Annotated in this window: 26 protein-coding genes; 14 read left to right on the top strand and 12 right to left on the bottom strand. The window is 61.1% G+C overall.

Features of this window, described 5'->3' with window-relative positions; all coding sequences use genetic code 11:
- Positions 1-17: 17 nt before the first annotated feature.
- The 4 genes from MOV61_RS05540 to MOV61_RS05555 form a co-directional block, all read right to left on the bottom strand.
- Positions 18-1,136 carry a GTP-binding protein gene (locus MOV61_RS05540; protein WP_247135876.1) on the bottom strand — a complete coding sequence of 373 codons (1,119 nt, stop codon included), beginning with the start codon at positions 1,134-1,136 and terminating at the stop codon, positions 18-20.
- Between the two features lie 142 nt (positions 1,137-1,278).
- Positions 1,279-1,677: a type II toxin-antitoxin system VapC family toxin gene (locus MOV61_RS05545; RefSeq protein WP_038545288.1), complete on the bottom strand. Its 399-nt coding sequence runs from the start codon at positions 1,675-1,677 to the stop codon at positions 1,279-1,281.
- The gene (locus tag MOV61_RS05550; protein ID WP_038589646.1) at positions 1,674-1,931 is read right to left on the bottom strand and encodes a type II toxin-antitoxin system Phd/YefM family antitoxin; all 258 of its coding nucleotides are present in this window, start codon (positions 1,929-1,931) and stop codon (positions 1,674-1,676) included. The genes MOV61_RS05545 and MOV61_RS05550 overlap by 4 nt, the downstream gene beginning before the upstream one ends.
- Positions 1,932-1,988: 57 nt before the next feature.
- Positions 1,989-2,786, bottom strand: a complete 798-nt coding sequence (locus MOV61_RS05555) for a creatininase family protein (protein ID WP_247135877.1) — start codon at positions 2,784-2,786, stop codon at positions 1,989-1,991.
- 83 nt (positions 2,787-2,869) lie between these two features.
- Here MOV61_RS05555 and MOV61_RS05560 point away from each other — a divergent pair, with 83 nt between their 5' ends.
- A complete protein-coding gene (locus tag MOV61_RS05560; protein ID WP_247135878.1) occupies positions 2,870-3,370 on the top strand; it encodes a MarR family winged helix-turn-helix transcriptional regulator in 501 nt (166 codons plus the stop codon).
- Between the two features lie 109 nt (positions 3,371-3,479).
- Positions 3,480-4,502, top strand: coding sequence for a LacI family DNA-binding transcriptional regulator (locus tag MOV61_RS05565; protein ID WP_247135879.1), 1,023 nt, complete (start codon positions 3,480-3,482; stop codon positions 4,500-4,502).
- Here MOV61_RS05565 and MOV61_RS05570 read toward each other — a convergent pair.
- A complete protein-coding gene (locus MOV61_RS05570; RefSeq protein WP_247135880.1) occupies positions 4,499-5,569 on the bottom strand; it encodes an FUSC family protein in 1,071 nt (356 codons plus the stop codon). The two genes, MOV61_RS05565 and MOV61_RS05570, sit on opposite strands and share 4 nt — an antisense overlap.
- 58 nt (positions 5,570-5,627) lie before the next feature.
- Between MOV61_RS05570 and MOV61_RS05575 the strand changes: the two genes are divergently transcribed.
- Entirely contained in the window at positions 5,628-6,083 is a 456-nt protein-coding gene (locus MOV61_RS05575; protein ID WP_247135881.1) for a MarR family winged helix-turn-helix transcriptional regulator, read from the top strand.
- A gap of 49 nt (positions 6,084-6,132) precedes the next feature.
- Here the strand turns inward: MOV61_RS05575 and MOV61_RS05580 are convergent, their stop codons facing one another.
- Entirely contained in the window at positions 6,133-6,906 is a 774-nt protein-coding gene (locus MOV61_RS05580) for a gamma-glutamyl-gamma-aminobutyrate hydrolase family protein (protein ID WP_247135882.1), read from the bottom strand.
- A 306-nt stretch (positions 6,907-7,212) separates the two neighbouring features.
- On the opposite strand from MOV61_RS05580, the gene MOV61_RS05585 reads away from it, so the two are divergent.
- Positions 7,213-8,319 carry a TRAP transporter substrate-binding protein gene (locus MOV61_RS05585; RefSeq protein ID WP_038545268.1) on the top strand — a complete coding sequence of 369 codons (1,107 nt, stop codon included), beginning with the start codon at positions 7,213-7,215 and terminating at the stop codon, positions 8,317-8,319.
- Positions 8,320-8,401: 82 nt separating this feature from the next.
- Here MOV61_RS05585 and MOV61_RS05590 read toward each other — a convergent pair whose 3' ends face one another.
- The 3 genes from MOV61_RS05590 to MOV61_RS05600 form a co-directional block, all read right to left on the bottom strand.
- Positions 8,402-9,328, bottom strand: a complete 927-nt coding sequence (locus MOV61_RS05590; RefSeq protein ID WP_247135883.1) for an FkbM family methyltransferase — start codon at positions 9,326-9,328, stop codon at positions 8,402-8,404.
- Positions 9,329-9,707: 379 nt separating this feature from the next.
- Complete coding sequence (locus tag MOV61_RS05595; RefSeq protein WP_247033664.1) at positions 9,708-11,210, bottom strand: TRAP transporter large permease subunit; 1,503 nt, start codon at positions 11,208-11,210, stop codon at positions 9,708-9,710.
- Between the two features lie 27 nt (positions 11,211-11,237).
- Positions 11,238-11,777 carry a TRAP transporter small permease subunit gene (locus MOV61_RS05600; RefSeq protein WP_038545260.1) on the bottom strand — a complete coding sequence of 180 codons (540 nt, stop codon included), beginning with the start codon at positions 11,775-11,777 and terminating at the stop codon, positions 11,238-11,240.
- A gap of 317 nt (positions 11,778-12,094) precedes the next feature.
- Here MOV61_RS05600 and MOV61_RS05605 point away from each other — a divergent pair, with 317 nt between their 5' ends.
- The 9 genes from MOV61_RS05605 to MOV61_RS05645 all read left to right on the top strand — a co-directional run bounded on the left by MOV61_RS05605 (position 12,095) and on the right by MOV61_RS05645 (position 20,884).
- Positions 12,095-14,416: a bifunctional diguanylate cyclase/phosphodiesterase gene (locus tag MOV61_RS05605; protein ID WP_038549606.1), complete on the top strand. Its 2,322-nt coding sequence runs from the start codon at positions 12,095-12,097 to the stop codon at positions 14,414-14,416.
- A 169-nt stretch (positions 14,417-14,585) separates the two neighbouring features.
- Positions 14,586-15,344 (top strand): N-acyl amino acid synthase FeeM domain-containing protein, encoded by a 759-nt coding sequence (locus MOV61_RS05610; RefSeq protein WP_038545257.1) that lies wholly within the window; start codon positions 14,586-14,588, stop codon positions 15,342-15,344.
- Positions 15,345-15,533: 189 nt separating this feature from the next.
- Positions 15,534-15,758, top strand: a complete 225-nt coding sequence (locus MOV61_RS05615) for an aa3-type cytochrome c oxidase subunit IV (protein ID WP_247033666.1) — start codon at positions 15,534-15,536, stop codon at positions 15,756-15,758.
- Positions 15,759-15,844: 86 nt separating this feature from the next.
- Positions 15,845-17,110, top strand: a complete 1,266-nt coding sequence (locus MOV61_RS05620; protein WP_247135884.1) for a Re/Si-specific NAD(P)(+) transhydrogenase subunit alpha — start codon at positions 15,845-15,847, stop codon at positions 17,108-17,110.
- On the top strand, positions 17,110-17,508 hold the full coding sequence (locus tag MOV61_RS05625; protein ID WP_038545252.1) for a proton-translocating transhydrogenase family protein: 399 nt from the start codon (positions 17,110-17,112) through the stop codon (positions 17,506-17,508). The genes MOV61_RS05620 and MOV61_RS05625 overlap by 1 nt, the downstream gene beginning before the upstream one ends.
- 12 nt (positions 17,509-17,520) lie before the next feature.
- The gene (locus tag MOV61_RS05630) at positions 17,521-18,921 is read left to right on the top strand and encodes an NAD(P)(+) transhydrogenase (Re/Si-specific) subunit beta (RefSeq protein ID WP_247033670.1); all 1,401 of its coding nucleotides are present in this window, start codon (positions 17,521-17,523) and stop codon (positions 18,919-18,921) included.
- A 91-nt stretch (positions 18,922-19,012) separates the two neighbouring features.
- Complete coding sequence (locus MOV61_RS05635) at positions 19,013-19,183, top strand: hypothetical protein (RefSeq protein WP_244447435.1); 171 nt, start codon at positions 19,013-19,015, stop codon at positions 19,181-19,183.
- 10 nt (positions 19,184-19,193) lie between these two features.
- Complete coding sequence (locus MOV61_RS05640; protein ID WP_247135885.1) at positions 19,194-20,159, top strand: acetylxylan esterase; 966 nt, start codon at positions 19,194-19,196, stop codon at positions 20,157-20,159.
- Positions 20,156-20,884 carry an esterase family protein gene (locus MOV61_RS05645; RefSeq protein ID WP_247135886.1) on the top strand — a complete coding sequence of 243 codons (729 nt, stop codon included), beginning with the start codon at positions 20,156-20,158 and terminating at the stop codon, positions 20,882-20,884. Before MOV61_RS05640 ends, MOV61_RS05645 begins: the two co-directional genes overlap by 4 nt.
- A 14-nt stretch (positions 20,885-20,898) precedes the next feature.
- Here the strand turns inward: MOV61_RS05645 and MOV61_RS05650 are convergent, their stop codons facing one another.
- From MOV61_RS05650 to rpsU, 3 genes are all read right to left on the bottom strand, one after another.
- Positions 20,899-22,191, bottom strand: a complete 1,293-nt coding sequence (locus MOV61_RS05650) for a pilus assembly protein TadG-related protein (RefSeq protein ID WP_247135887.1) — start codon at positions 22,189-22,191, stop codon at positions 20,899-20,901.
- 161 nt (positions 22,192-22,352) lie between these two features.
- Complete coding sequence (locus MOV61_RS05655) at positions 22,353-23,240, bottom strand: tetratricopeptide repeat protein (protein WP_247135888.1); 888 nt, start codon at positions 23,238-23,240, stop codon at positions 22,353-22,355.
- Between the two features lie 120 nt (positions 23,241-23,360).
- Entirely contained in the window at positions 23,361-23,606 is a 246-nt protein-coding gene (rpsU, locus tag MOV61_RS05660) for a 30S ribosomal protein S21 (RefSeq protein ID WP_038545235.1), read from the bottom strand.
- Positions 23,607-23,991: 385 nt separating this feature from the next.
- Here rpsU and MOV61_RS05665 point away from each other — a divergent pair.
- On the top strand, positions 23,992-25,186 hold a 1,195-nt coding region (locus tag MOV61_RS05665; RefSeq protein ID WP_247135889.1), incomplete at its 3' end, for a sarcosine oxidase subunit beta family protein.

Raw genomic sequence — 25,186 nt, forward strand, 5'->3', positions numbered from 1 at the left:
CTTCACACTTTTCGGCGTCATGCCGCTACCTCACATGCCCTGAAGCTCTTCTCGATCTTGTCGACATCGAGATCACGGCCGATGAAGACGAGGCGCGATTCGCGCTTTTCGCCGTCTTTCCACGGCCGCTGGTGATCGCCCTCGACGATCATGTGGACGCCCTGCACGACATAACGTTCCTCGTCGCCCTTGAAGGCGATGATGCCCTTGAGGCGCAGGATGCTCGGGCCGTCCGTCTGGGTGATCTTCTGGATCCAGGGGAAGAACCGTTCCGGGTTCATCTCGCCGCCGCGCAGCGAGATCGACTTCACCGTCACGTCATGGATCGGCGACATTTCGCCGTGGTGATGGTGGTGGTGATCATGGCCGTGATGATCGTGATCATGGTCATGTGCATGATGGTCGTGATCATGATGATGGTGGTCATGCCTATGGTCATGGTCGCAGTCCGGGCCACAGACATGGTCGTCATGGCTGTGGTCGAGGAAATGCGGATCGTTTTCGAGCGCGCGCTCCAGATTGAAGGCGCCCTGGTCGAGCACGCGGGCGAGATCGACGCCGGAACGGGTGGTCTTGTAGACGCGCGCGGTCGGGTTGATGGCGCGCACGACGTCTTCGATGATCGCCAGTTCTTCCGAGGAAACGAGATCGGTCTTGTTGATGACGACGACATCGGCAAAGGCGATCTGGTCTTCGGCTTCGCGACTGTCCTTCAGGCGCAGCGGCAGGTGTTTTGCATCGACGAGTGCGACGACCGCATCGAGCTCGGTCTTGGCGCGCACGTCGTCATCCATGAAGAAGGTCTGGGCGACCGGCACCGGATCGGCAAGGCCGGTGGTTTCGACGATGATGCCGTCGAAGCGGCCCGGGCGCCGCATCAGGCCCTCGACGACGCGGATCAGGTCGCCCCGCACGGTGCAGCAGACGCAGCCGTTGTTCATTTCGTAGATCTCTTCGTCCGACTCGACGATCAGGTCGTTGTCGATGCCGATCTCGCCGAACTCGTTGACGATGACCGCGTATTTCTTGCCGTGGCTTTCGGAGAGGATGCGGTTGAGGAGCGTCGTCTTGCCGGCGCCGAGATAACCGGTGAGCACGGTGACGGGAACGGGCTTGACGGTGGCTGTTTCGGTCATGAAAACCTCGAGGACTTGAGAGCGCCCGATCGGCGCGGAAGCTTTGTTCGTCTCATATAAGGGCAAGCCGGGACGAGTTCAAAGGGTTTGTATGTTATAAGATCACATCGGAATTGCGACCGATGCCGGGTGATCTTGTTGCTCACGCTGACGGCGTCGCGATTGCGGAAACCACGTCCGTTCTGGCGAAGTCCTGTCCGACATAGAGAAGCGGACAATTGAATTCCTTGGCCGTCGCATAAGCGAAGCAATCGCCGAAATTGAGCGAAGCCTTGTGAAAGCCTTTGCCGAACAGAGCGTAAGCGGCCGCAGCCCGTTCTGCTCTTACAACATCCAGTTCGATGATGGTAATGGGAAGCCGGTCAATCAGGTTGGTAAGACCAGCCAGGCATTTCTTTCCACGAGCCACGATCAGTGCTTCGGTGAGAGTGGCGGCGTTGAGGAGGACCTTCGATTCCCTCGTGAGCACCTCTTGGCAGTCAAAGGCACCAATTTCATTCTTGACGATGGCGATCAACGCTGACGTGTCGACCACAATCATGCCGGCAGGCCATCGTCACCATAGAGAAAATCCTGGCTTCGCTCCGCGGGTACGTCGTTGCCATCGGGTGCAGGCGCCATTGCTCTGATCTCTTCGATCAGCGCTCTGCGTTGATCACGCGTCAGTTCCGGCTCAATGGGTACAAGCCTTGCAATCTTATGACCTCTTCGCGTGAGAACAACATCTTCTCCAGCCTCCGCGCGATGAAGGAGTTCAGTCAGACTTGCTTTGGCTTCACTCACTGAAATTTCCACGATGTGCTCCGTTGGACCAATTAGATAGTCCAACTATACGCTCGTCATGCCGTCGATTCAACTATCCTTTAATGTTCCCACATCAAACCGCGCCACATCCTCCAGCAGCTCGATAATCCCCTTCACAGCATGCGCGACCAGCAGTTCCCCCCGTCCCGCCGTTGCCACGGCCGCGTTGCCGGCTACGCCCTTGGGGTTGAGGTCGGACATCTTCCAGCCGAAGGCGTGCGGGCCGTAGGCGCGCAGATGTTTGAAATCGCCGGAAAAATCCGATTGGCGGGACGGGAAGTTTTCGGCCCTCGCCATATCGACCCGGTGCGGATGGAGCGCCAGCATGACTGAAGTCTCGATGTCTCCGCCGTGGATGTCGACGGCCTTGTCTTCCGGGGTGATCCAGCCGGCGGGCTGGCCGAAGCGGGTCCAGCTCGTGGTGACGACCAGCATGCCGAACCGCACCCGCGCCTCGGTCGCGACAATGGTCATGAGCGGCGAATTGCCGCCATGGGCGTTGAGCAGCACCAGCTTACGGATGCCTTTGGCGTGCAGATCGCCGGCAACGCCGAGCCAGCGGTAAACGGCTTCGTCGAAGCCAAGCGTCTTCGTACCGGCGACATCCATATGCTCTATCGAATAACCGACCGGCTCCGTGGGCAGGAACGTTACCGGCAGGTGGGCGGGCAGGGCAGGGATCAGGCGGGCGACGAGGCCCTCGGCGATCAGCGTGTCGGTCTCGAACGGCAGGTGCGGTCCGTGCTGCTCGTGGGCGCCGAGCGGCAGGACGGCGATCCAGTCTCGCCTTTCTGTGGACGCAAGTGTCGTATCATTGTCATGATAGCGTGGCGAAGGGTGCGACATCTGGCGGTGGTTTCCCGGTTTCGATATGGATAGCGCGCCACAGATATAACGGCTACTTCTTTAGGGCAAAACGGGCGGAGCGAATGAGCAAGAAGAAGGGCGACAAAAAAGCCAAGTCCGGCAAGAAGAAGGAACTGGAAGGCCTTTCGGCCACCGACCTTGCGCCGGCGATCACCCAGGCCGCCCGCTCCATGCGTACAGCACTCAGCCGCAGCCTCGGCGAAAGCGGGCTTTATGCCGGCCAGGACGGCGTCATCCTGATCCTTGCGGAAGAAGACGGCATGACCCCCGGCCAGCTCGCCATCCGGCTCGGCGTCAAGGCCCCGACCATGACCCGCACGATCGGCCGCATGGAAGCCCAAGGTTTTCTCGAACGCCGCGCCGACGGCACCGACGGGCGTCTTACCAAGGTGCATCTGACGGAAGCCGGATTGCAGACCGTCGAACAGATCGGCCGCTCGGTCTCCGAATGCGGCTCGATCGCTGCAAAAGGTCTCTCCGACAAGGAGATCCGAACCCTCCTCAAGCTCTTGAAAACCGTCGAACAAAATCTTCAGTCCGAATCCTCCGACAACAGAGGCTGATTTCCCTCCAAATTTTCCCCGTCACAGGATTGTCGCACGGAATTAAATTGTTTATTTAAAGTTTAATTCGAGCATCGGATAGCGATGCCGGCCATTGCGGGTGGGGGAAATGGCGCAAAAGATCAAGTTGTCGACGATTGGCGAAAGCCTCGGTCTTTCAACTGCCACGATATCGCTCGCGCTGCGCGACAGCCCGCTTGTGGCAGCCGATACCCGGGAAAAAATCAAGGAACAGGCTAGAGCCCTCGGTTATATCTACAACCGCCGAGCAGCCAGCCTGCGCACCTCGCGCTCCGGCATTATCGGCGTCGTGGTGCACGACATCATGAACCCGTTCTACGGGGAAATCCTCAAAGCGATCGAAAGCGAGCTCGACCGCAGCCGCCATACCTTCATCCTTTCCAACCATTACGATTCGGTCGAGAAACAGCGTACCTTCATCGAAACGCTGCTGCAGCTCGGTGGTGACGGGGTGATCATGTCGCCGGCGATCGGCACGCCGATCGAGGATATGAGGCTCGCCGAGGAGAACGGCATGCCGGCCATCCTTGTTGCCCGTTCGATGGAAGGCGTCCAGCTGCCGACCTATCGCGGCGACGATAGCTACGGCATTTCGCTTGCCACCAACCATCTGATCGGCCTCGGGCATCGGGTCATCGCCATGATCGGCGGCACGGACCAGACATCGACCGGCCGTGACCGTTATCAGGGTTATGTCAACGCGCTGCGCAAGGCGGGCATCGAGGTGGATCCCAACCTGCGCATCCCTGGCCCCCGTTCGAAGCAGGGCGGGTTCGAGGCGGCGGTGCATTTCCTTTCCCTGCCGCAGAAGCCGACCGCCGCGGTCTGCTGGAACGATCTGGTGGCGATCGGCTTGATGAACGGTGTCGCCCGCGCCGGACTGTTGCCCGGCCACGATATCTCCGTCACCGGCTACGACGATCTGGAAGAGGCGTCGATCGCGACACCGGCGCTGACGACGGTTTGGAACGGCCAGACGGAAGTCGGCCGGCTTGCGGCGCGCGCCCTGCTCGACCGCCTTGCCGGCAGCCACGAGCCGGACGGTATCCATCTGATCAAGCCGGAAATGCGCATCCGTCAGTCGACCGGGGTGCACCGGCCAAGGGTTTAGGCCGCGACGGGTGCTGCCGTCTCCGGCCACAGAAAGATCGCCACCCGATTGACGAACAGCACCAGGCATGCGGCGAAGACGGTGGCGTAGAGCCGGTCCCATAATGTGGCGGCCGTCAGAACCTGATCGGCTGTGCCCATGGCCATCATCATCAGCGGCGTCATGACGATCGAATAGGCGAGATAGTTCCTGGCCCGCAGGAATGGCCGGCAGCCGCCAAGAACGGCGATGCTCAGCACATCCGCCCAGGCGGGCAGAGCCAGGAATGAAAGCAGGCCTGCGCAGCAGACGCCGAAGATGACACCGATCACCCTTTGCGTCGTCTTCCGCGGCATGCGCTCCGGCCGGCGCTCGACCAGCAGCACAAGCGTCAGCGCCGCCCAGTGAACGTCGTGGGAGGGAAAAAGCGCGTGCGCGAGCAAAACAGCGCCGAGACTGAGGACCAGCCGGATCGGATATTGCCAGCCGGCCCATTCTCCCAGCGAGCGTTTCAGCCGATTGAACTTTTGCCTGGCGGTCGGGGCACGGTTGGCTTCGACCGGCTTTTCTTCAGGCTTGCGGATGCGATCGACGACGGCGGACATGCTTATGTGCAGGATCGCCGCGAAGAGCGCGCCGCTCATGACGACGGCAAAGATCAGCAGCGGATCGGCACTCGTCGTTGCCACGATGCCGCCCACCATGATGAGATAGAAGACGAACCGCATCGACGCCGCCACCATCGCCCGGTCGAACCCGCCGACGATGCCGGCGATCGCCGCCAGCGAAAGCATCGCGGCCTGACCTGCCATGCCCAGGCGGCCGACGAGGCAGGCAAGCCCTGCGGCAATCGCCAGCGTGGCGAAGGCAGCACCCGCACTGCCGGCTTGCACCTTCAACTTGCCATGCGCTACGGTTCCGCTCATCGCCATGCCGCCGACGAGGCCGAGGCCCATGTGATGACCCTTTGCGACCAGCAGCGCCGGCACGGCCATGGCAAGCGCCGAAACGACGATCTCGATCGCCGTCACTTCTTTTTCCGTCGACCAGCGAAAGGCTTCGGCAACGTGATTGAATGTCTTTTCCATCCGCCATCCCTCGGGCTCGCGATTGAGCAATGGCATAATAATACGCAATGCGTATCATATGTCCAGTGACGACGCCTCGACGCTGATCGTTCGCAGTGTGCTGCTGCTCGGCCGCCGGCTGCGCGCCGCGCGAGCGGAAGGCTCGGTCAGTCTGTCGACGATCGCCATGCTCGCCACGCTCCATCGGTTGGGGCCGATGCCGGCGTGGCGCCTTGCGCTGGAGGAGCGGTTGCAGCCGCAATCAGTCACCCGCATCGTCGCGGCGATGGAACGCGACGGCCTCATCAGCCGCAGTCGCAACGGGCAGGACCGCCGCGAAATCGAGTTGGCACTGACGCCTCACGGTCGCACGGTTCTTTCCGAGGATATCCGCGCCCGCCGCGCCTGGCTGGAAAAGGCAATCGAAGCCTGCCTCAGCCCGGATGAGCGCGAAACGCTGATCGAGGCCTCGCAGATCATGCTGAAGCTTGCTTATGTGGAGGCGGGGGAAAGGCCGGGGGAGGACGATAAGTAGGTTTCCCGGTATCCTGCTTTGCCGGCATCAGGCCGCGACGTCGCGAGCGTCAGGCCGCCACGTTGGTCAGCGTCCTGCGGGCCGCATAGGCGCGGACGGCTTCGCCGAAAGCGTGAAAAAGCGCCCGCGACGGTGCGTCGGTTTCGGCCCAGTATTCGGGGTGCCATTGCACGCCCACGGCAAAATTCTTGGCGTCGATGACCGAAACCGCCTCGATCGTGCCGTCCTCGGCGGTCGCTTCGACCTTCAGACGAGGGGCAGTTTCGGCGATCGCCTGGCGGTGCAGGGAGTTGACCTGAACCTCGCCCGCCAGGCCCAGATAATTGGCGATGCAGGAGCCTTCGGCCACGAAAACGGGCTGGCGGATCGCGTACATGCCGTCGCGCTCCTTCACGTCGGGTTTGCGGTGGTCCCAGATGCCCGGCTGGTCCTGGATTTCGCTCGCCAGCGTCCCGCCCAATGCGACGTTCAGTTCCTGGATGCCGCGGCAGATGGCGAGCAGGGGAATGCCGCGGTCGATCGCCCGGCGGATCAGCGGCATGGAGGTCGCGTCGCGGGCCGGATCGAAGGGGCCGTCGCCGTCGGTCGCTTCTCTGCCATAGAGCGAGGGGTGGACGTTGGTCGCCGATCCTGAAACCAGCACGCCATCGACGCGGTCGAGGATGGTGTCGGTCTCGTTGCCCTCTTCGAAAGCCGGGATGATGAAGGTCATCACGTCCGCCACTTTCAGCGCCGCCTGAACATACTGGTTCGGCGACGCATGCCAGATCGCTCCATCCAGTTGGCGGATGTCGGCGGGCAGGGCGACGATCGGTTTCGGCATCAGGCTCTCCAACGAAGCATGCTGTAGCGTCTGATGTCGTTGTGCCGCGGGAGGCCGGTTCAAGTCAAGTTGGAGGCGTGTTTCCGGGTCGGGCGTTGCCCAAAGAATAAGCATTGCCCCTTTGAAATGTCTGGTGAATCCAGTTTCGGCGGGACGCTACGAAAGTCTAACGATAAAAGACCTTCCCGCATTGAGGAATATTAGCTCCGGCGCTTGCAACCGCTAGACCAAAATGTTTACCTCGCCCCAGGACCGGGGGGAGTGGGAACAGATAAGCCCTACGGTTGTCTTACTGGGAGGTATTTCATGGATCGTCGTTCATTTTTCAAAAAGGCTGCCGTGACCGGCGCCGGTGCAGCTGCCGCCACGGTGCTCGCCGCTCCGGCCATCGCGCAGTCGAGCCCAAAAGTCACCTGGCGTCTGACGTCTTCATTCCCGAAGTCGCTGGACACCATCTATGGCGGCGCGGAAGACATCGCCAAGCATGTCGCCGCAGCAACCGATGGCAATTTCACCATTCAGCCGTTTGCCGCCGCCGAAATCGTGCCGGCCATGCAGGCAGCGGACGCCGTCAGCAATTCGACGGTCGAAATGTGCCATACCTGCTCCTATTATTTTGTCGGCAAGGATCCGACATTCGCGATCGGCACCGCCATCCCGTTCGGCCTCAATGCCCGGCTGAACAATGCCTGGTTCTACCAGGGCAACGGCAATACGCTGATGAACGAATTCTATGCCAAGCATAACATCTACGGCATGCCCGCCGGTAATACCGGCGCACAGATGGGCGGCTGGTTCCGCAAGGAAATCAACACAGTCGACGACTTCAAGGGCGTCAAGATGCGCATCGCCGGCATTGCCGGTAAGGTGCTGGAAAAGCTCGGCGCAGTGCCGCAGCAGATCGCCGGCGGCGACATCTATCCGGCGCTGGAAAAGGGCACGATCGACGCGGCCGAGTGGGTCGGCCCCTATGACGACTACAAGCTCGGCTTCTACAAGGTTGCCAAGTACTACTACTATCCGGCCTTCTGGGAAGGCGGCCCGACCATCCATGCGTTCGTCAACCTGGAAAAGTGGAACGCGCTCCCGAAGGCCTATCAGGCGGCGCTGACCGATGCCTGCGCCTTCGCCAACACGAACATGATGGGCAAATACGACGTGAAGAACCCCACGGCGATCAAGCAGATCGTTTCGCAGGGCACGACGCTTCGCCCCTTCAGTCAGGAAATCCTCGAAGCCTGCTACAAGGCCACTCTCGAGGTCTACAAGGACATCTCGGCGACCAATGCCGATTTCAAGAAGGTCTACGAAGATCAGGTCGCCTTCAAGAAGGAAGCCTATCTCTGGATGCAGCTGTCGGAATATACCTACGACACCTTCATGATGATCCAGCAGCGAAACGGCAAGCTCTGATCACAGGTCAGGCAGTTCTTGATATCGAAGCCCCGGATCGAGAGATCCGGGGCTTTTGTCTGGCGGGTACCGGGGGATCGGTTCAAATGGCAAGGGCGGCCGAAGGGCGGTTCGTGAAGCGGCTGAACGTATCCTGTGATGGGAATGCCAGTATGTTTTCGTAGGTGCGCGGCTCGGGACGGTCGAACCGGTTCAGAACCGGTGCGCCGCCATGCCGGAAGTTCCATTTCAGCTTTTCCAGCGTGGAAGCCGATTCAGGCGCATATTCCAGATCATAGAATTGGTAATCCGGCAGGCAGGCGGCGAGCTTGCCGAAGTCGTCCGGTGCCGCGAGATGGCCATGGAACTCGAAGGACACGATCGGCCGGTTGAAGGCGATCGTCGAACGCAGTCCTTTCAGAACCCGCAGCTCGAACCCCTCGACGTCTATCTTGATGAAATCGACCCTGGTTATTCCGAGGCGCCGGATGAGCTTGTCCGCTTCGAAAACCGGCAGGCGCAGGATACGGCTATGTCCCGATGGCCGGTCATCCTCCACGAAGCCGCTGGCGCCGAGGTTGCCTTCGAGATTTTCGCGGAACATGAGCGTGTCGTCGCAATCGCCGAGAGCCGCCTGATGCAGTCGGATGTTATCGAGCCGGTTCGAGCGAATGTTCTCGGTCAACCGCCTGAAGACGTCGGGGTTGGGTTCGAAGCAATGGATCTCGGCGAAGTCTCGATTGAGGTGAATGGCATGGTTGCCGATATTCGCGCCGATATCGAGCGCGACCGCACCGGGCTCGAAGCGGCCTTGCAGGAATTCCAGAAACCGTCCCTCAAACCAGCCTTCGACGAAGATAGCCTCGTCGATACTTTGTGCAGGATCGAGGTTGAAGATGTATCCCCGATTGGTGCGGTGGGTGAATACGTCGCTCTCTCTTGCAAACTGCCTGCGCCGCAACGGCTCGACTATGGTCCGATCGATCGACCTTCGCACGACGTACATCGCATTCGGCAATACGTGGTTCATCTGCATGTCGTGCCCCCGACCGATCCAGCCAAACCGGGTTCTGGCCTGGCGACGGCAAACCCGGCGCGCGATGCCGCCCGCGCCAAGTTTTATACGCTCAGTAAGCCGGTTAGTACGTCTACCAAAGTGTTAGCGGCAACGGGATTTCGCGTCGAGCCTCCACCGGCATACCGCTTTTTCGGTAGAGGAAGGGCCGAAAGACGCCTTTGACGCGGGCCTCCAAGCAACGTCTTCGCTTGCGTTTGCCGCTGTCGCCGGGGGAAATCGGAGGAGGAGCGGCCTGGACTGTTGGACAATAATAAAAAGGCGGACAGGGCGCCAACCCCGTCCTCCTTTTTCGGAAATATACTTGGCGACAACTGGACGGAAAAAGCCGCCCTTACGGGTTGATCTTCGGGGGCTGGCCGAAGTTCGGCATGCCGGGCAGTCCCTGCTGGCTGGGCTGGGCCGGAGCGCCATCCATCGGCGGCAGGCCGAAATTCGGCATCTGGTTGCCACTGCCGTTGCCGAAGCCGGGGATTTCGATCTTGATCGTGTTGAGGTCGACGTCCGGCGACTTGTCCAGCCAGTAGGTGACCGACTCGGGCCAGAAGATGATGATGCCGACCAGGATGAGCTGCATGCCGAGCCACGGAATGGCGCCGAGATAGATGTCCTTGGTCTTGACGCTCTTCGGGGCGATCGAGCGGAGATAGAACAGCGCAAAGCCGAAGGGCGGGTGCATGAACGAGGTCTGCATGTTGACGCAGAGCAGCACCCCAAACCAGATCAGGTCGATGCCGAGCGCGTTCGCCACCGGCGCCAGCATCGGCAGGACGATGAAGGCGATTTCGAAGAAATCGAGGAAGAAGGCAAGGAAGAAAACGAAGATGTTGACGAAGATCAGAAAGCCGACCGCGCCGCCCGGGACGTGAGACAGCAGGAATTCGATCCACAGTCCGCCGTCCATGCCCTGGAAGACAAGGCTGAAGCAGGTGGCGCCGACCAGGATGAAGACCACCATGGAGGTGATCGTCATGGTCGAATGCATGCCCTGCTTGATCAGGTCCCAGGTGAGGCGGCGGTGCATGGCGGCAAGCACCATGGCGCCGACGACGCCGAGAGCGCCGGCTTCGGTCGGGGTGGCGAGGCCCATGAAGATGGTGCCGAGCACGAGGAAGATCAGCACGATCGAAGGGATCATGCCCCAGAGGACCTTGAAGACCAGCGCCGCATTGAGTTCGCCGCGGGCTTCCAGCGGCAAGGCCGGCACGTCCTTCGGGCGGAAGATCGACATGGCGAGAATGAACAGCAGGAAGATCACCACCTGCAGGATCGACGGGCCGATCGCGCCGAGATACATGTCGCCGACCGAACGGCCGAGCTGGTCGGCAAGCACGATCAGCACGAGCGACGGCGGGATGACCTGGGTGATCGTGCCGGATGCGGCGATGACGCCTGTCGCAATCCGCGGATTGTAGCCGTATTTCAGCATGATCGGCAGCGAGATCACGCCCATGGTGATGACCGAGGCGGCGACCGTGCCGGTGATCGCGCCAAGGATGGCGCCGACCAGGATGACCGCATAGGCGAGACCGCCGGGAATGGCGCCGAACAGCTTGCCGGTGCCTTCGAGCAGGTCTTCGGCAAGGCCGCAGCGCTCGAGCACCGCTCCCATGAAGGTGAAGAAGGGGATGGCGAGCAGGAGATCGTTGGAGACGATCCCGAAGATGCGGAACGGCAGCGCCTGCAGGAAGGCGAATTCGAAATGGCCGGTGGCGATGCCGAGAAGGCCGAAGAACAGGCCGACGGCGGACAGCGAGAAGGCGACAGGGAACCCGTAGAGCATGAAAATAATCATGCCAAGGAACATTGCCGGCGGCATTATACCGTATTCGAACATGAGCGGCTTATTCCCCCGAAATTCTTGTTATTGAAGCGGCTTTTCGTAGGTCGTATCGACCTGGAGGACGCCCATGAGGCCGGCGATGCGCTTTACCAGTTCGGAAAATCCCTGCAGCGCCAGCAGGCTAAAGCCCGCGACGATGATCAGCTTGACCGGCCAGCGGATGAGGCCTCCGGCATTCGAAGACACCTCGCCCTGCGCCAAGGAAAGCGAGAAGAAGGGCCAGGAGAGCCAGGCGAGGTAAAGGCAGGCCGGGATGAGGAAGACGATCAGGCCGATCGCATCGATCCACAGCCGGGCGCGATCGGAAACGGCGCCGTAAATCAGGTCGACGCGGACGTGCTCGTTCAGCCGCAGCGTGTGGGAAGCGCCGAGCAGCACGATGAAGGCGAAGAGATACCACTGGATTTCAAGCCAGCCGTTGGAGCTGTAGTTGAAGAGGTAGCGGATGATGGCGTTGCCGGCGCTGATGAGCGTGCAGGCGAGGACCATATAGCCTGAAAATTTGCCGAGGATTTCGCTCACGCGATCGATGAGACCGCTGATCTTCAACAGTGCAGCCATGCTTTCCCCAATTCCAACAGGTCTCTCTTACCCCGCCCGTTCTTGGATGGCGATGTAAACGAAGGTCTAAGAAAAGGAAAGTCCCAACAAGTCAGGTTTTCGTCTATAAAAAGCCGGGATCGCAGGGTGTTTGTGCAGGCTCCGGAGGGGGTGCGCCTGTGCCGAAGGTTGCCTCCTAGAAATTTTAACCATCTCGTTGTCAATTTGTTCAGCAAACTCTCAAGAACCCCCCAATGAAAGGGGGTTACGTGGCTCGTGAACAAGCAATTTTTAAAGGGTTTCCCGCAGTGTCGACCGGAAGACAAGGGATGAACCCGATGAAAGAGACAGAAGCGAAGACGCTGTCGACGGATGTGTATCTGTCGTTCGTCACGTCGCTATTTGGAAATCGCGGCACATTGTGGACCGGCGTGGTCGTTCACGTCCTGTGGTGCCTGCTCGTTTTCCATTACAGCGGTGCGCAATTCTATCTCCTGTTCGCCTGCGGTTTCGCGGCCGTCTTTGCCTATCGCATGTACTGGTTCCAGCGGTTCGACAAAGTGGACAAGGCGTCGCTGACCTATGACGGCATCGCCGCCTGGGAGCAGCAATATGTGATCGGCGCGTTCCTGGCTGCCTTTCTGCTCGGCATCGCCAGCGGCTACGCGCTGCTCGTGCTGGAAAACCCGTTCGTCGGCTTCACCTGCATCGCCATGACGCTCGGTTCGATGATGTCGATCGTCGGCCGCAACTACGGCTCGCGCATCGCCGTCGACCTCCAGACGCTCGGCTGCTGCGGCCCGATCCTGATCGCCTGCCTGTTCACCGAGGACCTGCACCTCGCTCTGATGTCGCTGCTGCTCATCCCCTTCGGTCTCACCACGCGGTCGATGGCCAACGGCGTGCGCGAATTCCTTTATGAAAACGTCATCGCCTCACGGAAGATGGCGATCATCGCCGGCCGCTTCGATATCGCCTTGAAGACGATTTCCCACGGCCTGGTGATGCTCGACGGCGAAGGCAAGATCCAGGTGATCAACCGCCGCGCCCGCGATCTGCTCGGTCTCGACAAGAAGAGCGACCTCAAGGACCGCGATTTCGCCGCTGTGCTCTGCGAAGATGCGGAGAATGCGCCGGAAACCATCCTGCGGCAGCTTTCCAAGCTCGCAGACGGCTCGCTCGAACGCGCGCTCTTCAAGTTCAAGGACGACCGCCATCTCGAATTCTCGGTCAGCCCCCGTTCCGACGGCGGCGTCGTGCTGATCTTCGAAGATGTCACCGCCCGTCTCGCCGCCGAGGAGAAGGTGCTGCACATGGTGCGGTTCGACGCCCTGACCGGCCTGCCGAACCGCGGTCATTTCGCGGATCTTGCCACCAAGAAGCTGAAGCGCCGCGGCGAAGCCCTGGCAGCACTCGCCGTGTTCGACGTCGACGGTTTCAAGCATGTCAACGACTTGCGCGGCCATGTGATCGGCGACCGGTTGCTCGCGGCGATCTCGGCAAGGCTTTCGGCAATGAAGACCGACGGCCTGCTGGCAGGCCGCCTGGTCGGCGACGAATTCGTCGTGCTGCTGACCGGCGGCGACGACGATTGCGAACTGGAGCGTCAGGTCCGCCGCATTCACGCCGAGATCCAGGGCGACTACTATGTCGACGGACTTCGCCTTCCCGTTTCGATGAACAGCGGCTGCGTCGTGCTGCCGTCGCAGGACTTCGATATGGAAAACTGGCAGATCAAGGCGGATCTTGCCCTCAACCATGCGAAATCGACCGGCAACGGCACGCTGACGGCGTTCCGTTCGGAGATGGACGCCCAGTATATCGACGAGCAGAAGCTTCGCGTCGACCTCCGCCAGGCGATCGAGAACCGCGGTCTGCATGTCGTCTACCAGCCGATGTACCGTCCCGACGGCTCCGGCATCGAATGCAGCGAGGCGCTGGTGCGCTGGCGCCATCCGGAGCGCGGCATGGTCGGGCCGAATGTCTTCATCCCCATGGCCGAGGATATGGGGCTCGTTTCGCATATCACCCATCTGGTGCTCGATCAGGCCTGCCGCGACTGCGCGACCTGGCCGGAGCCGATGGCTGTCTCCGTCAACCTCTCGATCCAGGACCTGCGCAACGACGATATCGTCGGTTACGTGGCGGACGTGCTGAAGCGTTATTCGGTCGATCCGTCGCGGCTGCACCTCGAAGTGACGGAAAGCTGCTTCATGGACGAGCCGGTGGCGGTCAGCGCCATCCTCAACCAGTTCCGCGTGACCGGCGTGACGATCGCCATCGACGATTTCGGCACCGGCTTCTCGAGCCTCAGCTATCTGGATTCCCTGCCGCTCGACGTGGTCAAGATCGACCGTGCGTTCATTCGCAATATTGTCGAGGACCAGCGCAAGCTGAAGCTCCTGCGCGGCATCGTGCATCTGTCCCGGGAGCTCGGCCTCAAGATCGTCGTCGAAGGCGTGGAGACGAAGGAGCAGCTCGCGCTGGTCAATCGCCATCGGTTCTCCGACCTGGTCCAGGGTTACGTGTTTTCGATGCCGGTGGCTTCCGAAAAGATCATCGAATTGGCTGCCGAGGGCGCTTCCGCGGCCAAGCTCTCGGCCGTTCGGCGTGGTGCCAAAAGCGCACAGGCCTCGCCTCTTCGGGCCGCGGCGCGTTAGACTCCGCTTAAAATCAGGACAGTGTTAACGGTTTTGGGACGTTAGGAAACGTCCGTTAACCGTTTGTTAACCATATCATTTAGAATTTTACTCAATTCGCGTATCATTCATTGCGGGCTATGGGTCTTTTAGGGTTAATCCTTGGTTAAAGCCCATGGAACAAAACCCAATGCCAATAGATAAGTCCTTTTCGGACGGAAACTTTTCAGCCAAGCTTCTCTCCACCCTTGACCATGTCGAATACCGACGGATCGAGAGCAACGAGGATTTCGAAGATATCGCCCGGCTTCGATACAGGGCCTACAAGACACACAACGTGCTGCCGGTCGCGGCCACCAAGCTCATCGACGAGATCGATTTCGACAAGAATGCGCATGTCTTCGGCGTCTATTACGACGAGGAACTGGTCAGTACGATCCGCCTCCACCACGTCACGCCGGAGCATCGGGTCTGCCAGTCGATCAGCATTTTCCCGGAAGCCGTGAATGGCCTTCTCGATGCCGGCATGACGCTGATCGACTCGGCGCGTTTTGCGATAGCCCCGGAATATGCCAGCGAACTTTCGGCCATGCCCTACCTGACGGTGCGGCTGACGCCGGTTGCGGCGATCTATTTCGATGCGGACCGCGTGCTGCAGCCGATCCGTCCGGCGCATGCGGCATTTTACCGCCGGTTCTTCTATGCCCAGCCGGTCGTGCCGCCGCGGCGGATCCCGCAATACGATTTCGATCTGATGCTGCTCGCCTCGCAGACCCGCGAACTGCGCTCCAAGATGATGAAGCGCTTCCCGGCATTCCAGTCGGAGGCCTATGAGCGCCGCCTGCTGTTTGCACGCTCCTCGAACTTCGACACCGCGCCGCTTACCATCCTGCCGACGGCCCGTATCGCCGGCCGCCCGAATTCCCCCGAAATGTCCTACCTCACCTGAAGGTCGCGCTTCGGCGTACCGGAAGCCATTGTGGCGGCATTGCGCTTTCCTGCCGCTTTGTGTAAGGCCTGAAGAGACGCCGATCCTGCCGAACGACGGCATGATTCCGGATGTCGACACGGGTTTTCCCGCACGCGCCGACGCTTTGATCAAGCGGACCGCGTGCGGCTGATGAAGGAGACGGGACTGATGGACAATCACCATAGCGGGCCGGTGGAAACGGGTGCTTCGATGGACTATTCGGAACACGACAAGACCTACAACGCCTTCATCGCGGGTGCGAAATGGGGCACGATGGTCATCGTCGTCCTGATGATCGCCATGGCTGCCGGTTTCTTCGGCGGAGCGGGCTTCATTGGCAGCCTCCTCGTCTTCATCATTCTCACTATAGCCGGCGTTTTCCTGCTGCGTTGATCCGGTTCGGCCAACCCGGCCACCGGCTTTGAGGCAGGGCGAAGTCTTTCGCCCGCCTTGCGATATCGACTGGGAGGAGACAGTCTTTGCCGAAGATCGTATTTGTATGCCGTGAAGGTTCCGACGAACCGCGCGTCGCCGCTTCGCCCGAGAGCGTCAAGCGGCTCACCGGCCTCGGGCTCTCGGTCGTGGTCGAGAGCGGGGCAGGCCTTGCCTCCGGCGTCCGCGACGCGGATTTCGAAGCCACCGGCGCCCGCATTGCCGGTTCCGGCGAGGTCGGTTCAGCCGATATCATCCTTCGGGTCAACCGGCCTACGGCGACCGAGATGGCGTCCTACAGACCAGGCGCCGTCGTGTTCGCGGTCATGGATCCCTACGGCAACGAGGCCGCTCTTGCGGACATGGCGAAAGCCGGGCTCACCACGTTTGCCATGGAACTGATGCCGCGCATCACCCGCGCCCAGTCGATGGACGTGCTTTCTTCCCAGGCGAACCTTGCCGGGTATCGCGCCGTCATCGACGCATCCCATGAATACGGCCGCGCCATGCCGATGATGATGACCGCCGCCGGCACCGTTCCGGCCGCAAAAGTCTTCGTCATGGGCGCCGGTGTCGCCGGCCTGCAGGCGATCGCCACGGCCCGTCGTCTCGGCGCCGTGGTTTCGGCGACCGACGTGCGCCCCGCTGCCAAGGAACAGGTCGCCTCGCTCGGCGCCAAGTTCATCGCGGTCGAGGACGAGGAATTCAAGGCGGCCGAAACGGCTGCCGGTTACGCCAAGCCGATGTCGGAAGCCTACCAGGCCAAACAGGCGGCTCTGGTTGCCGAGCATATCGCCAAGCAGGACATCGTCATCACGACGGCCCTCATTCCCGGCCGTCCTGCGCCCAAACTGGTGTCGCGGGCCATGCTGGCTTCGATGAAGCCGGGTTCGGTGGCGGTCGACCTCGCCGTCGAGCGCGGCGGCAATATCGAGGGCTCCGAAAAGGGCAAGGTTGCGGATGTCGAGGGCGTCACCGTCATCGGTTATGCCAATGTCGCCGGCCGCATCGCCGCCTCCGCTTCGGCGCTTTATGCCCGCAACCTGTTCGCCTTCATCGAGACCATGGTCGACAAGGGCACCAAGGAGTTTGCCGTCAATCCCGAGGACGAGCTCGTCAAGGCGACCATGCTGACCCATGGCGGACAGGTCGTGCATCCCAATTTTGCGGCAGCTGCGGCCGCATTTGTCGTTGACGCTTCCGTTGCTGCGCCAACCGCAGCCCCGGCAGCCGGACCGGCCCGCGCCCGCAAAAAGCCTGCCGCCGTTGACGCCGAAAGAGGCGGGGACGCCACAGCCGAGGAGAAGCTTTGATGGCCAGTGAAGCAATGGACAAGGCGCTGGAACAGCTCGATCAGGCCGTGACCGCCGTGATGAGCGCTGCCGCCCAGGCGCCGGAAGCCGCGAGTGCTGCAACCGGTGGGGCGATCGATCCATTCGTGTTTCGGCTGGCGATCTTCGTGCTGTCGATCTTCGTCGGTTATTACGTGGTCTGGTCGGTGACGCCGGCGCTGCATACGCCGCTGATGGCGGTCACCAACGCGATCTCTTCGGTTATCGTCGTCGGCGCGCTGCTTGCGGTCGGCATATCGGCGAGCGGCTTTGCGACCGGCTTCGGTTTCGTGGCGCTGGTGCTCGTTTCGGTGAACATCTTCGGCGGCTTCCTGGTGACCAGCCGGATGCTCGCCATGTACAAGAAAAAAGATCGCTGAGGGTTCGGATACATGTCGCAGAGCCTCGCAGCCTTCCTCTATCTCGTCTCCGGCGTGCTGTTCATTATGGCGCTCCGGGGCCTTTCCCACCCGACGACCAGCCGCAAGGGCAATGTCTACGGCATGGTCGGCATGGGTATCGCCATCGTCACCACGCTGCTGCTTGCCACGCCGACGTTCGGCGGCTTCATCCTGATCGTGCTGGCGCTCAGCCTCGGCGGTGGGGCAGGGGCTTATATCGCCCGCACCATTCCGATGACGGCGATGCCGCAGCTCGTCGCCGGCTTCCACTCGCTAGTCGGCTTTGCCGCTGTGATGGTGGCGGCGGCAGCACTTTATGCGCCGGATTCCTTCGGCATCGGCGCGATCGGCCATATCCACGGCCAGGCGCTGATCGAGCTGGCGCTCGGCGCGGCGATCGGCGCGATCACCTTTACCGGCTCGGTCATCGCCTTCCTGAAGCTCGACGGGCGGATGTCCGGCAAGCCGATCATGCTGCCCTACCGGCACGCCATCAATATCGGCCTGCTGGTGCTGGTCGTCGTCTTCATTTTCGGTCTGGTGCAGACCGAAAGCCATTTCGACTTCTGGCTCGTCGTGGTGCTGGCATTGGCGCTCGGCGTTCTCCTGATCGTGCCGATCGGCGGCGCCGACATGCCGGTCGTCGTCTCGATGCTGAATTCCTATTCCGGCTGGGCCGCCGCCGGCATCGGGTTCACGCTTGGCAATCTCGCGCTGATCATCACCGGTGCGCTGGTAGGCTCCTCGGGCGCGATCCTTTCCTACATCATGTGCAAGGGGATGAACCGCTCCTTCGTTTCGGTCATCCTGGGCGGCTTCGGCGGCGAGACGGCGTCTGCTGCCGGCGACGACGGCGTGCAGCGGACGGTGAAACAGGGGTCGGCCGACGATGCGGCCTTCCTGATGTCGAATGCCGAGAAGGTGATCATCGTGCCGGGTTACGGCATGGCGGTCGCCCAGGCCCAGCATGCGCTGCGGGAACTCGCCGATACGCTGAAAAGCCACGGCGTCGAGGTCAAGTACGCGATCCATCCGGTCGCCGGCCGCATGCCCGGCCATATGAACGTGCTGCTTGCCGAAGCCAATGTCCCCTATGACGAGGTCTTCGAACTGGAAGACATCAACGCGGAGTTCGCGCAGGCCGACGTCGCCTATGTCATCGGCGCCAACGATGTCACCAACCCTGCGGCCCGCGACGACAAGACCTCGCCGATCTACGGCATGCCGATCCTCGACGTCGACAAGGCCAAGACCTGCCTGTTCGTCAAGCGCTCGCTCGGCTCGGGCTATGCCGGCATCGACAACACACTGTTCTACAAGGACGGCACGATGATGCTGCTCGGCGACGCCAAGAAGATGACCGAGGACATCGTCAAGGCGATGAAGCACTAAGGCCAGTTGAACAGCGAACATGGAGCCCGGCATTGCCGGGCTTTTTTGTGAAGACGGATCGTGCGACATTGGAAGTGAGCAGGAGGCTAGGATGGCGAAGATTGCCGATCAGACACGCGCTGCCGAAAAGCTTTCGCAGCGAGAATCGCAACAGCCTGCCTCTCAAGCCGCCCGTGAAGAGGCTTTGAGACGATTGGAAAAATTCCGTGGCAGGCTTCCCGAAGACTTTGTTTTCGACCAGGACGAGGCAAATCTCCGGTAACCTCTCAGGCATGACCATCCCCCCCAAACATCCTTATGATTTCGACCCCACCTATGGCATGGGGCTGAAGGAGCTTCAGGCGGTGGTGCCGCCTGCGGCGCCCGAGGGTTTCGATACGTTCTGGAAGGACCGCTACCGGCGGGCGATGGCCGTCGATCCGGAGCCTGGCCTGCGCAAGAGCGGGCTCGACCATCCGAAATGGCATGTCTTCGACATCGCCTATATGTCGACCGGCCGGTTTCCGATCGGCGGCTGGCTTCTACTGCCGCGGCGGGGGGAGATCAGACGCGGGCTGGTGGTCGGTCATGGATATGGCGGGCGCGACGTGCCGGATCTCGATATTCCGGTCGAGGAGACAGCCGTCCTGTTTCCCTGCTTTCGAGGCATGTCGCGCAGCACCCGCCCGCCGATCTCGCCGGATTCGCAGTGGCACGTGCTGCACGATATCGACAAGCCGGACCGGTACATCATCGGCGGCTGCGTCGACGACCTTTGGGTCGCGGTGAGCATGCTGATCGCTCTCTACCCCTGGCTTTCCGGCCATGTCGGCTATAGCGGCATCAGTTTCGGCGGCGGCATCGGCGGGCTCGCCATTCCCTTCGACAACCGGATCGATCGAGGGCATCTGTCGCTGCCGACCTTCGGGCATCAGGAATTGCGGCTGAAGCTGAAAAGCATCGGCAGCGCTGCCTCGGTCCAGGCCTATCAGGCGAAATACGGCAATGCGCTGAAGACGCTGCGCCTGCATGATTCGGCGGTGGCGGTGAGCCGCATCACCGTGCCGATGCTGACGAGCGTCGCGCTATTCGATCCCGCGGTTGCGCCGCCCTGCCAGTTCGCCGTCGCCAACGCAGTTCCGAAATCGAAATTTAATGAAATCTTCATCCTGGATGCCGGACATTTCGACTATCCTGGTAGCATGTTGCAAGAGGCGGCGCTTCGCGAGAAGGCCGGACAGTTCTTCAAGGTGTCATGAACCGCGAATATCTGCGCTGGTACAGCCAGCGGCTCCATCGAGACATGGAACTCCTGGTGTTCGGCCATGCCGGCGCCAAGGTGCTGATGTTCCCGACCCGCGAGGGACGTTTCTGGGAATATGAAGAGCTTGGCATCGTCGGAAGCCTGGCAGACAAGATCCGGGCCGGCCAGTTGCAGCTCTACTGCGTCGACGGATTGGCGACCGAGACCTTCTACGATGCAAGGCAGCATCCGTCGGTGCGCATCCGCAGGCATGCGGCATTCGAGGATTATATCCTCAACGAGGTCCTGCCGCTGATGGCCGACCGGAACGGGCATGACTGCACGATCGTTCAGGGCTGCAGCCTCGGTGCCTTCCAGGCGGCCAGCATCGTCTTTCGCCATCCGCACCTGTTCCGCAAGCTCGTCGCGTTTTCGGGGCGTTACGACCTGACGCTGAAGGTCGAGGCGTTCGACGACCTGATGGACGGTTATTACGACGAGACCGTCTATTTCCACACCCCGTCGCATTTCCTGCCCGGCATCACCAGCGAATGGCAGATCGAAAGGCTGCGGCAGGTGGAGATCGTGCTGACGATCGGCGATGCCGACCCTTTCCTCGACAACAACCAGCATCTCAGCCGGGTTCTTTCCGAGAAGGGTGTCGGGCATCGGATGCATGTCTGGGACGGGCGCGCCCACCGGGCCGCTGCCTGGCGCAAGATGGCGGCGCTTTATATCTGAGGCGGGTCGGCTGCTCAGCCCGAAAGGCGCGGCGTCGAGACGATTTTCAGGAAGAGGGTATTCATCGCGTCGCTGATGCCCTGCGACGGGCTGACCTCGAAGAAATAGCCGCTGGATGCGCAACTCTGCATCCGGGTGCTGATCTCGCTCTGGAACGGCTTGATCCACGAATTATACCAGCTGTTGGTCGGCAGCGGCAGGTAGGTCGTATAAAGGACGGCGATCTTGTATCCCTTGTCCTTGAGCAGCTGGCAGGCCCTTGTGTCGATCGGCTCCTGGCAGCGGGTGCCGGTGAGCATTTTGGTGCAGGTGGTCGGCTTTTTGCTGTCGCCGACGCCGTCCGACACGAAGAACACGATCTTCTCCGGGTCGGAAGGCGTCAGGCCCGTACCCGGCGTGCCCATCTTGTCGCCGATATTTTTCATGGCGAGATCGAAATCGGTCTGCTGGTCTTTGTTATAACCCTGATAGGGGATCGACATGAGGTCGATGAGCGAGGCCTTGCTTTTCGCGTCGGCAAGATTGTCGGTCAGCGGGCTGATCTCGAGAAGCTTGGTATCCTCGGCTTTCTGGCCGAAGGTGTAGACCGCCATCCGATACTGATTGTCGCTTCTGCGCACCGACACGGCGGTGTCCATCAGCGCGGCCGTCGCGTTGGCGACAACATCGATACGGATCGTGACGCCGAGGCTTTTGGCGAGGTTGTAGTAGCTGTTTTCGTCCTCGACGCCGTTATTGACGATATGGCAGGCGAACGCACATTTGTCGGATGTATGGGCGACCATGGTGTTGATATCGGCCGTGGTGGCGCCGACCCCCATGGAGGGCGTGTTGTCGAGCAGAAGGTAGAAATCCCGGTAGGTTTCCGTCTGGAAGACTGCCGTCGCCTGACCGGTCACGGTGAACTCGTTCTTGCCGATGACCTTCAGAAGGGTGGTCGGAACGGTCGCGGTATAGGTGAACATCGCCGTCAGCTGGTTGTTGACCTTGGTGACCGTCGCCGCATGGTCCGTCAGCGTGTAGCCGGTCGCCGATGCGATCTGCGCCGCGAAAATCTTTTCGGCATCCTGAACGGCCGGGGTGATCGCGCCGTCCGTCATCATCTTCATAGCTTCCGCCGTACCGATGGATTTTTCCGCGACGGCACCCAGGGCGGCGGCGTCCGCCGCACCCTGCAGTTGGTTACGGGCCTCGAGGGCGTCGGTAAGATCGATGGCAAGGCCGGCGGCCGCGATCAGCGGCACGAGCAGTAAGGCGCTCATTATTCCGAAGTTTCCGGACCTGTCGCCCAGGAGTTTATCCAGCATGCACGTACCCCATTCCATCCGGGAACAGTAGTACCAAATAGTAACGCCTTTATTAGTTTCATCTGTTATTAATGTTTGGCGGGTGCCGTCCCGGCGCAAACAACGCGCCTTGCGTCGGATGAAACGTTAACGGTTTCAGGTGTTGCGCCGCGACGCGGATCTCAGCTGCTGGCGCGGGTGCGGCTCGCGCCATCCTGGGCCGGCTTGTAGTTCGGGTCGAGGCGCATGGCGTGCGAATAGGACTTGTAGGCGCGCGCCTTGTCGCCGCGGCGCTCATAGACCAGCGCCTGGTTGGCCCAGGATTCGGCCAGCTTGTCGTTGAGCTCGATCGCGTGGTTGAAGTCGGCAAACGCGTTGTCGTCGTCGTTCAAGGCGACATAGGAAATGCCGCGGCCGTTATAAGGCTCCGGCGAATTCGCCGACAGCGAGATGGCTTTCGAGAAATCGTCGATCGCCTGGGCGTGCTGGCCGCGCATCTGGTAGATCAGGCCGCGATTGTGCCAGGCCCGGCCATCGGTGGTTTCCAGCTGGATCGCCTTGTTGAAGTCATTGAAGGCTTCGTTGGTGCGGCCGGCCTGTCGATAGATATTGCCGCGGCCGATATAGGCGACGTCGTAATTCGGGTTGATCTGCAGCGAGCGGTTATAGTCGTTGGCCGCTTCGACGGGCTTGCCCATGTTGCGATAGACGAGGGCCCGGTTGGCATAGGCCTGGTAGAACTGCGGATTGAGCTGGATGGCGCGGTTGAAGTCCTCAAGCGCGCGCGAAAACTCGCCGGCGCGTCCGTAGGCCGTGCCACGGACGTTATAGCCTTCCGGATCCTGCGGGCTGGAATTGATGACGGAAGAAAGCGAGGCGATGTTCTCTTGGGATCCCTGGGCACGATCGACGGTGATCATGTCGGTCGAGCTGGTGGTTGCGCAGCCGGCAAGCGCCAGAAGGGCGATCAGCGCGGCAGGCAACGCTGTTTTGCGACGGACGGGAGAAGCTTGGGTCAAGAGGCCGGAAATTTCGGTTCCACGATCGAGAACGGCATTTTTGGCGGCCATCAGGCGCATTTCCTCATGTCGGGGCAAAGGCATTGGAAGTCTCGGACCAAATCAAAAGAGCGGCGGCGCCCATGTCGCCACCGCCCTGAAAGCACATGAAAACGTCCAAAAAACGGCCGATCAACGAGCCGGGCGCGCAGGAACCGCACGAGCGGGAGCGGCAATCAGACCTTCGCGCTGCATGCGCTTGCGAGCAAGCTTGCGAACGCGACGAACAGCCTCTGCCTTTTCACGGGCGCGCTTTTCAGACGGCTTCTCGTAATAATCGCGCATCTTCATTTCACGGAAAATGCCTTCGCGCTGCATCTTCTTCTTGAGAGCGCGGAGCGCCTGATCGACGTTGTTGTCGCGGACAAGTACCTGCACGTGAATCCCGTTCCTTTGGTTTGTTGCTCGCCTGGATCGGTACGATTCGAGGCGAAAGAATAACGTCCGCTCGGCCTGGAGCCGTGCGATTGATGACGGCAGATAGCAGAAGAGATGTGCGAAGTCCAGACGCATTAAGGCCGATCTGCGCCAATTCCGCCGCCTTTTCAGAAACTGCCGTAAAATCTGAATAGCCGGTCGCAATTTACGGTCGGAGTGCCGGTCGATCCTCCCGAATTCGCGGACGATCTTGCCGGTGTCGATGGGGAGGGCGAATGCGTCGCAATAGAGCCATTGCGACGCATATTGATTTGCGATGGGTATGGCACTACCCAAATGCTGGCCCTGCGATGAGGGCTGACGATCCCTAGGAGTTCGAGGCGAGATGCGCAGATATTCGGTTTTCGCCGTGGCCCGCGAGGCGATGCGTGCCCACAAGGGCTGGGAAGCGCAGTGGGCCTCCCCGGAGCCGCGCAGTGCTTACGATGTGATTATCGTCGGCGCCGGCGGGCATGGCCTGGGTGCTGCCTATTATCTGGCCAAGGAACACGGCATAACCAATGTCGCGGTGATCGAGAAGGGCTGGCTCGGCGGCGGTAATACCGGCCGCAACACGACGATCATCCGCTCCAACTATCTCTATGAAGAGAGCATGGATATCTATGAGCATTCGCTCAAGCTCTGGGAGGGGCTGAGCCAGGATCTCAACTACAATGTCATGTATTCGCCGCGCGGCGTGATGATGCTGTCGCACAACACCCACGACATGCAGAGCTTCAAGCGGCATATCAACGCCAACCGGCTCTACGGCATCGACAACGAATGGCTGACGCCGGAACAGGCCAAGGCCTTCGTGCCGGTTCTCGATATTGCCAAGACGGCGCGTTACCCGATCAACGGCGCCGCCCTGCAGCGGCGCGGCGGTACGGCCCGCCACGATGCGGTCGCCTGGGGGTATGCGCGTGCGGCGTCCGACCGCGGCGTCCACATCATCCAGAATTGCGAAGTGACCGGCATCCGTCGCGGCCCGAACGGCGATGTCCTGGGCGTCGAGACGAGCAAGGGCTTCATCGGGGCGAAGAAGATCGGCGTCTCGGCCGCCGGCCATTCATCCGTTGTGATGGAGATGGCCGGCGTGCGTGTGCCGCTCCATTCAACTCCGCTGCAGGCGCTGGTCTCCGAACCGCTGAAACCGATCTTCCCCTGCGTCGTCATGTCGAACACGGTGCATGCCTATATCTCGCAGTCGGACAAGGGCGAACTCGTGATCGGCGCCGGCACCGACCAATACAATTCCTATTCCCAGACCGGCGGGCTGCAGATCATCACCCATACGCTCGACGCAATCTGCGAACTCTTCCCGATGTTCCGGCGGGTGAAGATGATGCGCCAGTGGGGCGGCATTACCGATAACACGCCGGATCGTTCGCCGATCCAGGGCGTCACGCCGGTGCCGGGCCTGTTCGTCAATTGCGGCTGGGGCACCGGCGGCTTCAAGGCGACGCCGGGTTCGGCCAATCTCTTCGCGCATCTGATTGCCAAGGGCGAGCCGCACCGGCTGGCAGCGGGGCTGAACCTCG

Source organism: Neorhizobium sp. BETTINA12A (assembly GCF_023006485.1).
Taxonomy (GTDB): domain Bacteria; phylum Pseudomonadota; class Alphaproteobacteria; order Rhizobiales; family Rhizobiaceae; genus Neorhizobium.

Coding starts and splice junctions, on each gene's coding strand:
- MOV61_RS05560 (WP_247135878.1), top strand. CDS start 2,870: ATGAGCAAGAAGAAGGGCGACAAAAAAGCCAAGTCCGGCAAGAAGAAG.
- MOV61_RS05595 (WP_247033664.1), bottom strand. CDS start 11,210: ATGTTCGAATACGGTATAATGCCGCCGGCAATGTTCCTTGGCATGATT.
- MOV61_RS05630 (WP_247033670.1), top strand. CDS start 17,521: ATGTCGCAGAGCCTCGCAGCCTTCCTCTATCTCGTCTCCGGCGTGCTG.
- MOV61_RS05610 (WP_038545257.1), top strand. CDS start 14,586: ATGCCAATAGATAAGTCCTTTTCGGACGGAAACTTTTCAGCCAAGCTT.
- MOV61_RS05600 (WP_038545260.1), bottom strand. CDS start 11,777: ATGGCTGCACTGTTGAAGATCAGCGGTCTCATCGATCGCGTGAGCGAA.
- MOV61_RS05555 (WP_247135877.1), bottom strand. CDS start 2,786: ATGTCGCACCCTTCGCCACGCTATCATGACAATGATACGACACTTGCG.
- MOV61_RS05545 (WP_038545288.1), bottom strand. CDS start 1,677: ATGATTGTGGTCGACACGTCAGCGTTGATCGCCATCGTCAAGAATGAA.
- MOV61_RS05585 (WP_038545268.1), top strand. CDS start 7,213: ATGGATCGTCGTTCATTTTTCAAAAAGGCTGCCGTGACCGGCGCCGGT.
- MOV61_RS05635 (WP_244447435.1), top strand. CDS start 19,013: ATGGCGAAGATTGCCGATCAGACACGCGCTGCCGAAAAGCTTTCGCAG.
- MOV61_RS05565 (WP_247135879.1), top strand. CDS start 3,480: ATGGCGCAAAAGATCAAGTTGTCGACGATTGGCGAAAGCCTCGGTCTT.
- MOV61_RS05570 (WP_247135880.1), bottom strand. CDS start 5,569: ATGGAAAAGACATTCAATCACGTTGCCGAAGCCTTTCGCTGGTCGACG.
- MOV61_RS05625 (WP_038545252.1), top strand. CDS start 17,110: ATGGCCAGTGAAGCAATGGACAAGGCGCTGGAACAGCTCGATCAGGCC.
- MOV61_RS05645 (WP_247135886.1), top strand. CDS start 20,156: ATGAACCGCGAATATCTGCGCTGGTACAGCCAGCGGCTCCATCGAGAC.
- MOV61_RS05615 (WP_247033666.1), top strand. CDS start 15,534: ATGGACAATCACCATAGCGGGCCGGTGGAAACGGGTGCTTCGATGGAC.
- MOV61_RS05580 (WP_247135882.1), bottom strand. CDS start 6,906: ATGCCGAAACCGATCGTCGCCCTGCCCGCCGACATCCGCCAACTGGAT.
- MOV61_RS05650 (WP_247135887.1), bottom strand. CDS start 22,191: ATGCTGGATAAACTCCTGGGCGACAGGTCCGGAAACTTCGGAATAATG.
- MOV61_RS05655 (WP_247135888.1), bottom strand. CDS start 23,240: ATGGCCGCCAAAAATGCCGTTCTCGATCGTGGAACCGAAATTTCCGGC.
- MOV61_RS05640 (WP_247135885.1), top strand. CDS start 19,194: ATGACCATCCCCCCCAAACATCCTTATGATTTCGACCCCACCTATGGC.
- MOV61_RS05605 (WP_038549606.1), top strand. CDS start 12,095: ATGAAAGAGACAGAAGCGAAGACGCTGTCGACGGATGTGTATCTGTCG.
- MOV61_RS05575 (WP_247135881.1), top strand. CDS start 5,628: ATGTCCAGTGACGACGCCTCGACGCTGATCGTTCGCAGTGTGCTGCTG.
- MOV61_RS05590 (WP_247135883.1), bottom strand. CDS start 9,328: ATGAACCACGTATTGCCGAATGCGATGTACGTCGTGCGAAGGTCGATC.
- MOV61_RS05540 (WP_247135876.1), bottom strand. CDS start 1,136: ATGACCGAAACAGCCACCGTCAAGCCCGTTCCCGTCACCGTGCTCACC.